Consider the following 14,887-nt stretch of genomic DNA (forward strand, 5'->3'; position numbering starts at 1 on the left):
AGGCGACCTGCAGCGCGTCCCTTTTCTGTCAGAGGTCGAAACGGGCCCAAACGGGGCAGTGGTCAGACGGTTTTTCCATACCCCGAATCTCGTAGGATACGCCCGCACCCGTGGCCCGTGTCAAAAGCCCCTCGCTGGCCATGATCAGGTCAATTCGCAGGCCGCGCTTGGGCTCCCGCTCAAACCCCCGGCTGCGGTAATCGAACCAGCTGAAGGTATCCGCCTCGTCCGGGTGGAGATGACGAAAGACATCCGTCAGCCCGCGGGCCTCGACTTGGGCCAGCCAATCCCGCTCTTCCGGCAGGAAACTGGTCTTGCCTTCCCGCAACCAGCGTTTGGCGTTGGCCTCTCCAATACCGATGTCCTTGTCGGTGGGAGAGATGTTCATGTCGCCCATAAGCACGATGTGGTGGTCGTTGCGTTTCAGTTCGTCCAGATAGGAGACCAGGTCGGCGTAGAACTTCCGCTTGGCAGGGAACTTGATTTCGTGGTTGCGGTTCTCGCCCTGGGGAAAATACCCGTTGATGACGGTCAGCTTCTCGCCATTGACCTGGAAATTTCCGGCAATGAAACGGCGCTGTGCGTCCTCGTCGTCCCAGGGATAGCCTTTCTGGACAGAGTCGGGAGCCTGGCGGGATAGCAAGGCCACGCCATAGTGGGTTTTCTGGCCATGAAAATGCACCTGGTACCCCATCGCCTGGATGTCTTCGACCGGAAAATGGTCATCGGTCACCTTGGTTTCCTGCAGGCCGATCATGTCCGGCTGATAGGTTTCGACGACCGCCTGGAGCTGGTGCAGGCGGGTGCGGATACTGTTGACGTTAAACGAAACGAACATCATGGGGCGATTACTCAACTGACTCATGGTGTTAGGAATGGGGCAGTCTACCACAGATTCGGCGGGCACTTGCTGGCCGGAGAATCAGCGGAGCAACGGGCAGTTTGGTATCTGTTGCAACTGGTAGCGGATGCTGGCGTTGAAGTTCGCCTCGGCGGTTTGGCGAATATTGGTGAGGCCATCGAAGCGGACAAGAAATCCCCTCTGGTCGTAACGCAGCTCGATGGGGGCCACCAGCAGGCGCGTCACCCACCCCTCGGGGCGAATGACTACCTCCATGCCGCCGTCATCGGTGGTGGGTTGATCGGCTTCCAACAGAAAATCGTAGCTACGGCCCCGGGTTGGGGCGAGAAACCGGAACATGACCGGTTGCCCCCGGCGCAGGCGGTCCCAGGACTGCCGGACCAGGTGGTCGAAACCGGCATCAAAGACCAGATCCGCCGTCGGCGGGAAGTTGGCCTGCTCTTTTTGGTGATCGCCTTTGCGCCAGGTAATGGTGGCGTTGTCGTCGGAATCGTAGCCGATGAGGAGCCGTTCGTTCCACCGTGGCTGGTGAAAGTCCACTTCCGGGCGGAGCAGGGAACGGGAGTAATGCAGGGTTTTGGTGGCAAAGGGGGCTTGCCCATCCGGTGCCAGATAGCGAACGGTGTGCCTGTCCGGGGTCCATTGTCCCGACTCGCAGCGCCCCTCCAGCAGGTGATGCTCCTCATAGAGAAGCTCGCCGGTCTCGCCATAGGCCCGGCCAACGAACTGCTGGTTTGCTGTCATGGCCTGGAGGCCGGGGCAGACCGCCCAGGCCACCACCAACGCGATTGCAGTTTGCATGGGGCCGCGCCAGCACATCACACCAGCCCGGGAAAGAAGCGTTTGCGGATGGTGAGCAGGCCGGGGAACAGCACCAGCCAGCCGGCCGCCAGCAACAGCGTCGTGATCACCCGGTCACCCAGCTGGACCGCCCCCAGGCCACTGGCGGCCCAGTAGGCGCAGGGACCGGCAATCGGTGCCAGCAGGAAAGGCAGGACCCGGCGACGGCCGAGCCAGGCCAGGGAATGACAGAGTGTGGTCATGAACAGCGCCCACAACGCCACCAGCCAGAGGGGAGCGAGGACGCTGTCCGGGGTGGTGACCAATACTCCGGTACCCAGCCACAGGCTGTCCAGCAGAGCCCCGGATGCGGTGCCAAGCAGGATGAACAGCGCTTCCGGTCCCGGGAAAACGCTGAGCCAGCGCAGATGCGCCAATACCAGCAACAATGCAGCCACGGCGGCCAGTTGATTGGTGAACAGCACGCAGACTAACCAACCCAACTGAAAAGCCGCAAAATTGAGGACGAGGGACAACGTGCTAGCGGGCCTCATAATGGCCATACACCGCTCCCTTGTGCCGGGGCTTGCACAACAGGACTTGCGAGACCCCCACGGCCCGTTCGGCGAAGCCGGCCTCGCAGTAGGCGAAATAGAACTGCCAGAGCCGCTGAAAGCGTTTATCGTAACCCAGGGACTCGAGCCGCTGACTGTTGGCGTTGAAGCGGTGACGCCAGTCCCGTAGTGTCCGTGCGTAGTGGAAGCCCAGGTCGTCTACCGATGACAGCACCAGATCGGTGTGCTGCCGGAGCGACGCCAGAAGGGCTCCAAACGAGGGAATGAAGCTACCGGGGAAGATGTACCGCTGGATGAAATCGACGTTGTGCAGGGCCCGGTGATAGCGCTGTTCCGGGAGGTTGATGGCCTGGATCAGCGCCTGCCCCTCAGGCTTGAGCAGTTGGCTCACCTTGGCGAGGTAACCGTCCAGGTATTCCGGGCCGACGGCCTCGATCATTTCAATCGACACCAGCTTGTCGAACCGGCCGGACAGGTCCCGGTAGTCGTCGAACAGCAGGGTGACGCGATCCTCCAGGCCTTCGGCCCTGACCCGTTCCCTGGCCAGTTCCAGCTGTTCCGCGGATATGGTGGTGGTGGTGACGTGACAGCCGTAGTGGCGGGCGGCGTGGATGGCGAACCCACCCCAGCCGGTACCAATCTCGACAACCCGGTCGCCGGGCCGCAGTTCCAGAGTTTGACAGATCCCATCCAGTTTATGGCGCGCGGCTTCTTCCAGGGTGGCGTCGGCACTGGGGTAAAGGGCGGAGGAGTACATCATGGAGTCGTCCAGGAACGTCTCGAACAACTCATTCCCCAGATCGTAGTGGGCGGCAATGTTCTTGCGGGAACCGTCCTTGCTGTTGCGGTTGAGGCGATGCAGACCGCGCAGCAGCGGCTTGGAAATCCAGCTGAAACGGTCCTCGAACGCATTGAGACGGTCGACATTGCGGGCGAAGAAACGCAGTAGCGCGACCAGGTCCGGACTGTCCCAGTCGCCCGCGACAAAAGCCTCCGCAGCACCGATGCCGCCGCCGGTGAGCAGATCTTTCCAGGTGCTGGCGTTGTGAACATGAAGTTCCGCCAACGGAAAGCTGGAGTCCCCATCGCCCAGTTTTGCATCGGGCTGTCCCGGTTCCTTCACCAGCAATTCGCCTTCCTCGAGTGCGCCCAACTGTCGAAGGACCAGCAACCGGGCCAATGCCGCAAACCGGGGTTGGCGGGCAAGGGGGGCGATGACTCTCACGTTCTCCATGATCGAACTCTTCCTGTTAACGATGAATGGTTCTCGGCCTGCGCCAGGGGCATGCCCCGGTCGTTACGGCCCTGGCCGTGCTGGGCCGAATTGTCCGGTAGCGTGCCGGGGTGAGGGTGGAAGCGGGCGCCCTTGAGCTTGAGGCGTAGCGCCTGCCAGTAAATACCGCTGACCACCTTGATGCACTCCAGCGGGAACCGACGCAGCGACCTGTGGAAGGTGTTACGGCACAGGGGGGCTCTTTGGACCTCCAGGGTGGCGTCAAAAACCTTCTTGCCGGCGTGCACGTCCATGTGGATGCGCAATTCCGAGCCCCGAAAACTGAACAGCCAGCGGTATCGCTGGGCCATATCATTGAACGGCGAGACGTGAAAACGTTTATCGAACTCAAACTGAACGGTCTGCCATCCGTGCTGGCCGGTTCGCTCACCGGAGCATTCCAGGCAGTACAGGTGCCGTTCATTCCACGGTGTGTTGGTAATGTGGGCGAGGATCACCTTGGGGACGGCACCGGAGGATGGCGCCTCGCCCCTGTTGTAACAGAAGTAAAAGCTGACCGGGTTAAAGACGTAGCCGAAGTAACGGGGGTGGGTGATGAGCTGAATCGGACCATCGGGGCGCCAGCCGGTCTGAGTCTCCACCCAAACGGTGACCTCACTCTGCAACGAAGCGCCGCCGGGTGCCAGGTAGTCGCCCCGGTAGAGGGCCACCCAGTTGAACCGTTCCAGCGAAAACCACGGGCTGATGTCGCTCACCCGCTGCCATTCGGACAGGTCCAGCGCCAGCATGCCGGTGCTGTAACAGAACTGATGGGCCACCGGAGTGTGACGACGGTGACGAACGGTGCCTTCCAGCCAGTCACTGGCAAACTCGCTGGGTTTGCTCATAACGACACTCCGAATGCCTGGGTAACCCGCAGGGCGCTGTTGACGCCGTCTTCATGGAAACCGTTGAACCAGTAAGCGCCACAGAAATGGGTGCGGTTTCGCCCACCGATGTCGTGGTAACGCCGCTGGGCCGCGACGGCGTCCTGAGAGAACACTGGATGGGCGTACCGGTAACACTCGATGATCTTGCCCGGGTCGATATCCCGGGATCGGTTCAGGGTGACGCAAAAGGTCTCCGGCGCATCGTGAAAATTCTGCAGGATGTTCATGTTGTAGGTCACCGACACCGGTTCGCTGCGGTGTTCCGGAACGTGGTAGTTCCAGGCGGCCCAGGCCAGCCGCTTGGAGGGCAGGACGGTGGTATCGGTGTGTAGCACAACCTCGTTGTCCTGATAGGGGATGGCGCCCAGCACCGACCGTTCGGCGCTGGTGGGGTCCGCCAGCAGCTTAAGGGCCTGGTCGCTGTGACAGGCAAAGACGACCTGGTCGAAGCTCCACGTTTCGTCCGCCACATCGACCTCCACACGGTCGTCGTGCCGCCGAACCCGGGAAACCGGGCAGTTGAGGTGGGTGTGCGGGCCCAACCGCTCCATCATCCGGTCAACATACTGGGATGAGCCGCCGGAGATCACCCGCCAGGTGGGGCGACTGTCCACCGAGAGCATGCCGTGGTTGTTGAAGAACTGCAGGAAGAACCGCACCGGAAATTGCTCCAGCACAATCTCCGGTGCGGACCAAATTGCCGCCCCCATGGGAACGATGTAATGGTTACGAAAGTAGCGGGAGAAGCGGTGCCGGTTGAGGTAACTGCCCAGAGATTCGTCATCGCTGATCCGGCTGGTGTTCAAGTCGTCCCGGGCAAGCCGGTTGAACCGAAGAATCTCCGTGATCATTCGTAGGAACCGCGGATTGAGCAGATTTCGGCGCTGGGCGAACAGGCTGTTGAGCCGGTTACCGTTGTATTGCAGCCCGTTCCGGCGACTGTCCACGCTGAAGCTCATATCACTCACTTCGGACTTGACGCCGAGACGATCCATCAACGCAATAAAGTTTGGGTAGGTCCAGTCATTGAACACGATAAAACCGGTATTGACGGGCCAGCGGCGGCCCTGGATCTCGACCAGCCGGGTGTTGGTATGGCCGCCGGCGTAATCGCCCGCCTCGAACAGTTCGATGTCGTGGTCTTCTGCCAGCAGCCACGCGGTGGTGAGGCCGGAAATGCCCGCACCGATTACGGCTATGCGTTGACGTGTCTGGGTCATAGGCTGGTTTCCTGGTGAGCGGCAGAGGATCGGGCCATCCGTGCAGCCAACCGGTCGACTAACGGTTGCGGCAACGCACGCAGGGCTTTCAGTAGCCAGGTGAAGCGGCGCGGGAAGTGGATATCCCGCCGGCCAGACCTGAGGCCCGCCAGTATCTTCTCCGCCGCCTGTTCGGCCGGGATTCGGAAGGGCATGGGAAAATCGTTGGCATCGGTCAGCGGCGTCTTGACGAACCCCGGTGACACCGTTACCACCTCGATTCCTTCACAGGCCAGGTCAGCCCGCAGGGAATGGGCCAGATAGCTCAGCGCAGCTTTGGAGGCGCCGTAGCCTTCCGCGCGGCTGAAGGGGAACCACCAGGCCGAGGAGCTGACAATGACCAGGGCGGCCGGTAAGCCGGAGTGCCTTGCCCGACGCAATGCCGGAAGCACCGCCTCGATGCAATGGGCGGTTCCCAGCAGGTTGGTGTTGATGTTGTTGGCAATAACCCGGCCCTGAAAGTGGGTGGCGTCCAGGTACTCACAGGTGCCGGCGTTGAGAATGGCCAACTGCACCGGCGCAGGCACCATCAACGGGTCTGCCAGGGCCGCGACGGCGGCCGGGTCTGTAATGTCGACCGGCAGTATCCTGACTCGGTCGGGCGCCAGCTCCCTAAGCGCCAGCAACGACGAAGTCCGACGCCCTGACACGCGCAGGCGGTGTCCCCCTTCGATCAGCCTGGTGGCCAGTTGGTACCCCATGCCGGATCCGGCACCGGTTAGCCACACCTCCGTGGGCGTCTGAAGCAGCCGGGTCATACGGCATGCCTCCGAATCCAGCGCACGGCAGCCCCCAGCACCGGCACATGCTCGTACACCAGCCGGCTGGCATCGAAGTAATCCCGGTGCCAGACGATAAGGCCGTCTTGAACCCGTATCTGGCTGACCCCCTCCACCACGATCGGATGACCCCGACGCAGTCGCCTGTGACACACCGTCATGGTCCAGGGCAGGTAGCAGGTACCACCGGAGAAGGTCAGGTCGCCAAACTGGAAACGGCACGACAGCACGTTTCGGTAAGCCCCCTGGAAGTACTCAGCGAGCGAGTGGCGGCCGTGGATCGCTGTGAAGGGGTCCTGGAATTCGACCTGCGGGTGGTAGACCCGATTCAGGTCGCCGATCCTTCCCGCTTCCATGCGGTTGAACAGCTCCTTGAAGCTGTCCATCAGTGAAATGAGTTTGAGGCCCGCCGCCTCGGAGCCATTGAATGAGTGCACGGTCATGGCCGCTCCCTCCTGGTTCGGTCCAATTCCCGGGTTTCTTCCAGAATGTGCAAGGGCACCGGGTTCAACTCCCGAATAATGCCAACCTTGCTCAACAGCCATAACCCGTAGTAAGTGAGATCAATCTCGTACCAGCGGAAACCCTGGCGAGCAGACAGCGGCCAGCGGTGATGGTTGTTGTGCCAGCCCTCTCCCAACGTGATCAGGGCCAGGAACCAGTTGTTCCGACTGTTGTCCTCGGTATTGAATCGTCGGGAACCCCAGACATGGGCCAGGGAGTTGATGGACACGGTGGCGTGGAACAGCGCAACGGTGGAGACAAAGAACCCCCACACCAGCAACTGTAGTCCATTGGTTGCCAGGGAAGGAGCCGTGACGGCAAGCAGTTCCCCGAGCAGATAGATCAGTACGGCGGCGAGCGCCGGCACCAGGGCATCGAACCGGTTCAGGAACCGCAGTTCCGGAAACCGCAGCCAGTCACCAACCCGCTTCTCATCGGTGCGGAAGCCGGCGTCACAGGTAAACCAGCCAACGTGGGCCCACCAGAAGCCGCCGTGGTGAGGGGAGTGGATGTCCTGGTGCCGATCGGAGTGCTGGTGATGGTGGCGGTGGTGGGCCGCCCACCACAGTGGCCCCCGTTGGGCGGCGGAGGCGCCCAGGACGGCAAACAGGAACTGCCAGCCACGGCTGGTGCGGAAGGTCTTGTGGGCAAAGTAGCGGTGGTAGAACCCGGTAATGGCGAACATGCGTATCAGGAAAAATCCCGTGGCGAAGGCAAGGGCGAACCCGCTGTACCCCACCAGGAACACGCCGAGACACGCCAGATGAAGGGCGACGAAGGGCAACACCCGGATCGGATTGACGCGTTTGGAATCGGCATTCAGGTGATCCACGCTGGCGTCGGCGTCGAACCATCGCAGAATGTTACCTAACCATTGATGCTGTTGGGTCATGCCCGTTAAGTCCTTTGTCATTCGTGGGAAAGGTGGGTGTGTCGGCGTCACGGCCACCGGGTCGACAGGTTCTACGTTCCACCCATGACATTTGGATGCATTGGATTCTATGCAAAACGAAACAATCTCCAGCCACGCTATACGGCAGGTTGCCGTGCTCGGCTCAGGCATGGCCGGGTTAACGGTGGCTTTAAGGCTCAGGGAGCGGGGCGTGTCGGTCAACGTGTTCGAGAAGAGCCGTGGCCCCGGGGGGCGGCTGGCCTCAACGCGGGTAACTGCCGGCACCGTGGATTGCGGGGCGCAGTACTTCACCATCCGAACGTCCGCATTCGGTGAGTTTCTGGCCCGATATGCCGGGGATAGTTACGGCCTGTGGCAAGGCCGGCTGGCCCGACAGGCAGAATCCGGCGGCCGGGAACCGTTTACTCCGGCCAGGCGCTATGTGGGGGTGCCGCGCATGAGCGCCGTGAGCCGGGCGCTGGCAAGCCAGTTGGTTATCCGAACCCGGTGCCAGGTCACCCGACTGGGACGTACCTCGAGCGGCCAGTGGCAGCTGGAGGACAGCCGGGGCGAGCTGCATGGTGGCTTCGATGCCGTGGTTGTGACGGCGCCGCCGGTGCAGACCGAGGCCCTGTTCCGTCAAAGCGGGCTGGGCTGCGCGGCGAACCGTGTACTGCCCCTGACCGCGACGCTGCAGGCCTGTTACGCGGTGATGGTGCACTTTGCGGAGCCCCTGGGGCTGCCTTTTGAGGGCCTGGAGTCCCCAGCGGGGCCCTTGCGCTGGGCGGCGAATGACAGCAGCAAGCCCGGTCGCACGGGCCGTGGGGAGTGGTGGGTGCTGCACGGCGCACCGGCCTGGTCCCGCGAGCATGTCGGTTCAGCCCCGGATACCGTCATTGCCTCGTTGCTGGCCGAGTTTCAACGGTTGGCGCCGGTCACGGCGTCGCCGGACCAGGCGCTCAGTCACTGTTGGCTTTACGCACGGTTTCACGGTCCTGGTGCCCATGATCCCATCTGGTTTCCCGACGACCGTTTGGGAGTCTGTGGTGACTGGCTGCAAGGGGGGCGGGTAGAAGGTGCTTTCGAGAGTGCGGAGCGGTTGCTGGCGGTGATGACCCTGGACACCCGCCGACATCCGCTCGATCGATCAGCCGCGCAGTAACGCCGGTCGTTGGTAGAAATGGGTGATGGTGCCGTCGGAAAACTTGCTGAAGAAGGCACTGACCTCGGTGATCTGACTGAGGTGCCGCTGGCGGTTGATGGGGTCCCGTACCAGCACCTTGATGCCGTTGAAGTTGTCCTGGATGTTCGAAAACCGGGCCCGCATCGAACAGGTCACCACATCTTCCCGCTCGAGCTTCATCCGGTCGGCGAGAAAGTCGCAATGGCGTTGGATTTCCTCCGGTGCCAGGTCCTCCCGGGTATCCAGGTGGTCCAGCTTGACCCGGTCAACGATACAGCGGGCGTAGCTCTTCGGGTGTTTGCGGGCATAGCGCCGAAATGCCTCCCAGAAAAAACTGTCGGTCAGTTCGGCGAAGTAGCGCATATCACTGAGACAGGTATCCACCCACTCGAAGGTCTCCGGTTCGTCAAGCACTTCGTTGATGGCTTCCCGCAACAGCCAGTCAAAGCCCAGCGCGGTCTTATGCGCATAGACCTTGCGGTACATCTGGTGCCGGCTGTAGACGAAATCCTCCAGTGCTCCCAGGCCCTTGTGGGTGATGGCCAGGCCCAGCCAGGGATCGCGCACGTCCCATCCGAAACGGAGATTGCTCAGCAGGTGATCCAGGTTGAAGCCGCCGATGGTTACCGAGGAATGGAATCCGTCCCGCAACATGTAATCGGCCCGGTCGGCGTCGATTTCACCGGAGACGATGGACGAGAGCAGGTCCATCACCAGTCGGGGTGTATTCTCATGCCGCAGGGCGCCGGTTTCGGCGTCTTCACCGGCAATAAACGACCAGAACGTCCGGGCATGGCGACAGAAGGCGTCACTGGGTGACACCTCGGTGGTTTCCATGATGCCCAGTACGTCTTCGGCCTGCAGGCCCGCTTCGTCCAGGCCAATGTCCGCCAGTACTTCGTGGGCGACCCTGACCGAGTAATGTTCGTGCTCCAGTTCCGTGGGCGGTTGCCGGTAATAGCGTGTGTAGTCGGCGTGTTGCCAGAGGTCCTGGAACCGGTTGGGGCGGGCCATCAACTGGTGGATCCGGTCGGCCTGGGTAAACTGGTGGGAGAAACTGGAATGCCCGCTGTCGTGAAGCAGGCAGCCCAGGCGGATGACCTTGGTGAGGTAGTCAATGGCATCCAGTTGGTGGAGACTCAGACCCACATTCTCGCTGAGCTCCCGTTCCCGGAGGTAGGCGTCGATCATCGCCCGGAACATTCGACTGCCCACATGCATGACGCCGATGCTGTGAAGAAATCGCGAATGGGTCGCGCCGGGAAACACCAGGCTGAGTATGTCGTTCTGGCAAATGTTACGCAGACGCTGGAAAAGCGGGTGATCGATGATGCGTATTTCGTGGCGGTAGAGGGGGATGCCGCCGTGTACCGGGTCCATGATCAGCTTGTCGAAAGCACCCAGAAGATCGTTAACTGCGCTACGCGTCACGTAAAATCTCCAAAAATCGAGTTTACCGCCTTGTTATATCACAGTGCCGTGCCAGAATAGGCAAAAGAATACCCAACACGTCGTTATGTCGTTCCACCAAAGCAGTTTAGGACGCCGGCCATGGCCTCGCGCACAGAGCGCATTCTGATTATCGATTCCGACGAACATGCCCGTTCGGAGCTGGACCGTTACCTGGAGTCCAAAGGATTCTACGTCCAGGGTTATTCCGATGTTAATGCCGCCCAGGGACTGTTCGACGACCACGAGCCGGATGTCATCTTTGCCGATCTTCCCCCGCGGGAGATTCAACGACTCAGCGAGAAGCTGGAAAACGACGATGCCTTTGTTCCCGTGGTTGCCTATTGCAAGGCTGCCGCGGCAGCGGAGGTTATCTCTGCCCTGCGCGCTGGCGCGGAGGACTTTGTGCTCAAACCGCTTGTCGACAAGGCTACGGTGGACGACGTCCTGGAAAAACTGTTCGACCGGGTCCGGGTCAACCGCCTCAACCAGCTGTATCGACAGGAACTTGAAGAGGCCAACAGCGACCTGCGGGCCGGCATCGCGGAGCTCCGGGCGGACCAGCGGGCCGGGCGCAAGGTGCAGCTCAAGATGCTACCCGAGCATGGCCAGCAGCTGGGCAGCCTGGCCATTGATCATATGATCAAGCCGTCGCTGTACCTCAGTGGGGACTTTCTCGATTATTTCCGTATTTCGCGGGACCAGACCCTGGTGTACATCGCCGACGTCTCCGGCCATGGCGCAAGCTCCGCCTTCGTGACGGTCCTCCTCAAGAATCTCACCAATCGCCTGCAACGCAACCTGCGACGGGGGTCCAGTGACGACATTCTGTACCCGGACCGGTTCCTGGAAAGAATTAATTCAGAATTACTGGATACTGGGCTGGGAAAACATGTCACAGTATTCGTAGGCATCATCTCAGAACAGGAACAGACCCTGAAATACGCCGTGGGCGCTCATTTCCCCATGCCGATCCTCTCGGAAGCGGGGGGGGAGACCATGTTTCTGGAAGGTAATGGCTTGCCGGTAGGGCTGTTCGAGCACCCTCAGTGGGAAGTGTACGAGATGAAGCTCAAGGCGCCATTTCAGTTATTTCTGTTTTCGGATGGAATACTGGAGGTTATAAAGGCCAAGAGCCTGGCAAAAAAGGAAGCCCGACTACTTGAACTCGTGTCGGGAGGTCGTCACACTATCGCCTCGCTAAGTGATGCCCTGAATCTCGATGAGATGTCAGAGCTACCTGACGACATCGCTATTGTATCAGTGACGGATACGGTAAAAACCGCTTCCCCGCAGCAGGAGAGTACGCCGGCGGGCAGCGTTGAGTCGAAATAGTGGCAGTGTAGATGATGGCTGGCTGCAAAATCCTACAGGCTGAGAAACAGGGCATTTACGTCCTGAAGTTCATTGGGGAAATCCGGCTGAACCTGTGTTCCACGCTGGATCATTTGGTAGAGTCCATCACTCAGGATCCGGCGTTCAAGACGGTGGTCGTCGATCTCACCGAAACCGAGATCATCGACAGCACCACCCTGGGGCTAATCGCCAAGATCGCCATGGCGGCGCAGAAGCAGAGCCACTTCCTGCCAACCCTGATTTCGACCAATCCCGACATCACACGCATCATCACTTCCATGGGGTTCGACAAGATCTTCATCATTGTCCGAGAACCCGCCTCCCGAATCGAAGAGCTTGAAGAGATCCCGGTACTGCGTGCCAGCGAACATCAAGTTCGGGACAAGGTGCTGGACGCCCATCGCGTACTGATGGGCATGAACAGCAAGAACCGGGAAGAGTTCAAGAACCTTGTTCGTGCTCTGGAATGTGAAGAGCCCAACTAGTCGAGCCCGGGTCGCGAGCCCGCTCATTTATACAGTGCATCGCCGCCTAGAGTTCAAACCGACGCGTAAACGGAATACTTATGCCTGAAAATAAAGGGTCCGCTCCCAAACCCGCCAAGTCCACCGGGACGAATGTTGCCGTTCTTGGCGGCGGAAGCTTTGGCACCGCCATAACAAAAGTTCTGGCAGAAAACGGTCACACTGTGCATTTCTGGATGCGCTCACCAGAACAGGTGAAGGAGGTTGCCGAACACGGCACCAACAGTCGTTACATGCCCGACGTCCAACTGGCGGGGGATATCCGGGCCACCACCGACTTCGCTTCGGCGATTACAGCGGCCGAGGCGGTCTTTGTCGCCATTCCCTCGAAGGCGTTTCGAACCGTTATCCGGGAGCATGCCGGTGATTTCCATGATGGCCAGATCGTGATCAGTCTCACCAAGGGCATCGAGCGGGACGGCTTCAAGTTGATGAGCGAGATTCTCCAGGAAGAGATTCCGCGTTGCCGAATTGGTGTTCTCAGCGGGCCCAACCTGGCCGGCGAGATTGTTAACCGGGATCTGACGGCCACCGTGATCGCGGCCAAGGACCCGGACGTACGGCGCATTGTCCAGACTCTGCTGGGTTGCGAATATTTCCGGGTCTACGCCAACGTCGATGTCTATGGTGTTGAGTTGGCCGGCGCCCTCAAGAACATCTACGCCATTGTGTCCGGACTGGCGGCTGCCCTGGACCTGGGGGAAAACGCCAAGTCCATGCTGATAACCCGAAGCCTGGCGGAAATGAGCCGGTTTGCGGTCAGCCTGGGTGCCAACCCGATGACCTTTATGGGGCTGGCCGGGGTTGGCGACCTGGTGGTGACCTGTACTTCGTCGAAAAGCCGGAATTATCGGGTTGGATATGCCGTCGGCAAGGGCAAGCAGCTGGACGAGGCCATCTCCGAGCTGGGCCAGGTGGCCGAGGGGATCTATACATTACAGCTTGTCAAAGAGAAAGCGGAAGAGGCGGGCATCTATATGCCGCTGGTGCGCGGCCTTCACGAAATTCTCTACGGCGGAGCGTCCATCAAGGCGGTCATCAATGGCTTGATGATGGCAGTACAGAATTCCGATGTAGAGTTTATTCTGCCGCGGACTCTTACTCATTGAGTGAGCGCTCGAGGGAGGGGCAGTGGTGAATCTCATAATCATGCGTCACGGGGAGGCGGGCTGGCACACCCTGGATCAGCAACGGGAGCTGACGGAGGCCGGACGAATGGCGACGGCGGTGGTCGCCCGCAAGCTGGCCGAGTCGCCCTGGCGTCCTGACATCATCTGGACGAGTACACTGCTCCGGGCCCATCAAACCGCGACCATTGTCTCCGAGATTCTCAACTGCCCGATGACCGAAAAGCCGTTCCTGACGCCCGATGACGACCCGGGCGTCTGTCTGGACCAGCTGATCCGGAACCCGATCGAATCGATTATGATCGTCTCTCACATGCCGTTCGTCGGGGCCCTGTCCACGTTGCTGGTGGACGGTCACCGACAGGGTATACCCTTCATGACCAGTCAGGCGGTGATGCTGGACATGCCGATCGCCGGTCCGGGCTGTGCCGACCTGCGGGCGCAGTTTTTACCCTAACCGGCCTTCGCCATTGTTTCAGCGTACGCTCTCGCCAGCACCATCATTTGTCCATTTCCGGAGATATCTGTAGAGCCATGACCGAGTTTCCAATCAGCTACGTAGAACCCGTCTATCGGCCCCCCAGTGAGGCCAAGTCGCTGATCCTGCCGGTAACCAACGGCTGCTCGTGGAACAAGTGCACCTTCTGCGAAATGTACACTCAGCCCCAGAAAAAGTTCCGGGCCCGCAAAGATGAAGACATCCAGCAGGATATTGATCGTGCGGCCAGGGCCTTCGGTAGCGTCAGGCGGGTGTTCCTGGCGGACGGTGATGCCATGGTCCTGCCTACACGCCGGCTGCTGGACATTCTGGCAAGGCTTCGCGATGCCTTTCCGGATCTCCGGCGTGTGTCCAGCTATTGCCTGCCGCGGAACCTGGCCAGAAAATCCGTGGAAGAGCTGGCGGCATTAAAGGATGCGGGCCTGGAAATCCTGTACGTGGGCATGGAGTCCGGAGACGATGAGGTCCTGCGCCGGGTCAACAAGGGTGAGAGCTACGAGTCCACCAAGTCCGCCCTGGACAAGATTCACCAGGCCGGCCTCACCAGTTCGGTTATGGTTCTGAATGGCCTGGGTGGGGAAACGCTGTCCAGGCAACACGCGATTAACACGGCGCGCCTTTGCAACGAGACTCAACCCCATTACCTGTCGACCCTGGTGGTCAGCTTTCCCCTGGGAGAGGAGCGGTTCCGGACAGGCTTCGGTGAGGACTTCGAGCCCCTGAGCCAGCAAGGCCTGTTCGAGGAAATCCAATGTTTCCTCGAACACCTGGAGTTGGATAAGACCATATTCCGTAGCGATCATGCCTCCAACTACCTGGTGCTCAAAGGCGTACTGGGCCGTGACAAGGGGCGGATGCTGGAACAGGTGGCATTTGCGATCAACAATCCGGGGGCGGCGCCGCTGCGTCCGGAATGGATGCGGGGCCTGTAAGAT

16 protein-coding genes are annotated in these 14,887 nt (G+C 60.5%); 6 read left to right on the plus strand and 10 right to left on the minus strand.

Translation table 11 applies throughout. The annotated features are described in order from the left end of the window. Positions 1–28 precede the first annotated feature (28 nt). The 9 genes from xthA to R3175_RS03065 all read right to left on the minus strand — a co-directional run bounded on the left by xthA (position 29) and on the right by R3175_RS03065 (position 7,814). Positions 29–841 (minus strand): exodeoxyribonuclease III, encoded by an 813-nt coding sequence (gene xthA / locus R3175_RS03025; protein WP_318942330.1) that lies wholly within the window; start codon positions 839–841, stop codon positions 29–31. 81 nt (positions 842–922) lie between these two features. Continuing rightward, entirely contained in the window at positions 923–1,663 is a 741-nt protein-coding gene (locus R3175_RS03030) for a hypothetical protein (protein WP_318942331.1), read from the minus strand. A 17-nt stretch (positions 1,664–1,680) separates the two neighbouring features. Continuing rightward, the gene (locus tag R3175_RS03035; protein ID WP_318942332.1) at positions 1,681–2,205 is read right to left on the minus strand and encodes a DUF2878 domain-containing protein; all 525 of its coding nucleotides are present in this window, start codon (positions 2,203–2,205) and stop codon (positions 1,681–1,683) included. Then, the gene (locus tag R3175_RS03040; RefSeq protein WP_318942333.1) at positions 2,183–3,451 is read right to left on the minus strand and encodes a cyclopropane-fatty-acyl-phospholipid synthase family protein; all 1,269 of its coding nucleotides are present in this window, start codon (positions 3,449–3,451) and stop codon (positions 2,183–2,185) included. The genes R3175_RS03035 and R3175_RS03040 overlap by 23 nt, the downstream gene beginning before the upstream one ends. After that, the gene (locus R3175_RS03045) at positions 3,439–4,338 is read right to left on the minus strand and encodes a DUF1365 domain-containing protein (protein WP_318942335.1); all 900 of its coding nucleotides are present in this window, start codon (positions 4,336–4,338) and stop codon (positions 3,439–3,441) included. Before R3175_RS03045 ends, R3175_RS03040 begins: the two co-directional genes overlap by 13 nt. After that, on the minus strand, positions 4,335–5,600 hold the full coding sequence (locus R3175_RS03050) for an NAD(P)/FAD-dependent oxidoreductase (protein ID WP_318942338.1): 1,266 nt from the start codon (positions 5,598–5,600) through the stop codon (positions 4,335–4,337). Before R3175_RS03050 ends, R3175_RS03045 begins: the two co-directional genes overlap by 4 nt. Then, complete coding sequence (locus R3175_RS03055; protein ID WP_318942341.1) at positions 5,597–6,397, minus strand: SDR family NAD(P)-dependent oxidoreductase; 801 nt, start codon at positions 6,395–6,397, stop codon at positions 5,597–5,599. The genes R3175_RS03050 and R3175_RS03055 overlap by 4 nt, the downstream gene beginning before the upstream one ends. Next, positions 6,394–6,861 (minus strand): nuclear transport factor 2 family protein, encoded by a 468-nt coding sequence (locus tag R3175_RS03060; protein WP_318942343.1) that lies wholly within the window; start codon positions 6,859–6,861, stop codon positions 6,394–6,396. Before R3175_RS03060 ends, R3175_RS03055 begins: the two co-directional genes overlap by 4 nt. Continuing rightward, positions 6,858–7,814 carry an acyl-CoA desaturase gene (locus R3175_RS03065; protein ID WP_318942345.1) on the minus strand — a complete coding sequence of 319 codons (957 nt, stop codon included), beginning with the start codon at positions 7,812–7,814 and terminating at the stop codon, positions 6,858–6,860. Before R3175_RS03065 ends, R3175_RS03060 begins: the two co-directional genes overlap by 4 nt. Before the next feature lie 109 nt (positions 7,815–7,923). On the opposite strand from R3175_RS03065, the gene R3175_RS03070 reads away from it, so the two are divergent. After that, positions 7,924–8,976 (plus strand): NAD(P)/FAD-dependent oxidoreductase, encoded by a 1,053-nt coding sequence (locus tag R3175_RS03070; RefSeq protein ID WP_318942347.1) that lies wholly within the window; start codon positions 7,924–7,926, stop codon positions 8,974–8,976. Here R3175_RS03070 and R3175_RS03075 read toward each other — a convergent pair. Beyond that, on the minus strand, positions 8,962–10,377 hold the full coding sequence (locus R3175_RS03075) for a phosphohydrolase (protein ID WP_318942479.1): 1,416 nt from the start codon (positions 10,375–10,377) through the stop codon (positions 8,962–8,964). The two genes, R3175_RS03070 and R3175_RS03075, sit on opposite strands and share 15 nt — an antisense overlap. Before the next feature lie 171 nt (positions 10,378–10,548). Here R3175_RS03075 and R3175_RS03080 point away from each other — a divergent pair, with 171 nt between their 5' ends. The 5 genes from R3175_RS03080 (at position 10,549) to R3175_RS03100 (ending at position 14,884) form a co-directional block, all read left to right on the plus strand. Further along, positions 10,549–11,781, plus strand: a complete 1,233-nt coding sequence (locus tag R3175_RS03080; protein ID WP_318942350.1) for a PP2C family protein-serine/threonine phosphatase — start codon at positions 10,549–10,551, stop codon at positions 11,779–11,781. 14 nt (positions 11,782–11,795) lie between these two features. Continuing rightward, a complete protein-coding gene (locus tag R3175_RS03085) occupies positions 11,796–12,287 on the plus strand; it encodes an STAS domain-containing protein (RefSeq protein WP_318942352.1) in 492 nt (163 codons plus the stop codon). Between the two features lie 80 nt (positions 12,288–12,367). Beyond that, a complete protein-coding gene (locus R3175_RS03090) occupies positions 12,368–13,435 on the plus strand; it encodes an NAD(P)H-dependent glycerol-3-phosphate dehydrogenase (RefSeq protein ID WP_318942353.1) in 1,068 nt (355 codons plus the stop codon). Positions 13,436–13,460: 25 nt separating this feature from the next. Then, positions 13,461–13,910, plus strand: coding sequence for a SixA phosphatase family protein (locus tag R3175_RS03095; RefSeq protein WP_318942480.1), 450 nt, complete (start codon positions 13,461–13,463; stop codon positions 13,908–13,910). Positions 13,911–13,987: 77 nt separating this feature from the next. Then, on the plus strand, positions 13,988–14,884 hold the full coding sequence (locus R3175_RS03100) for a radical SAM protein (protein WP_318942356.1): 897 nt from the start codon (positions 13,988–13,990) through the stop codon (positions 14,882–14,884). Positions 14,885–14,887: the final 3 nt, after the last annotated feature.

This window comes from Marinobacter sp. (assembly GCF_033722735.1).
In the GTDB taxonomy this organism is placed as follows: Bacteria; Pseudomonadota; Gammaproteobacteria; order Pseudomonadales; family Oleiphilaceae; genus Marinobacter.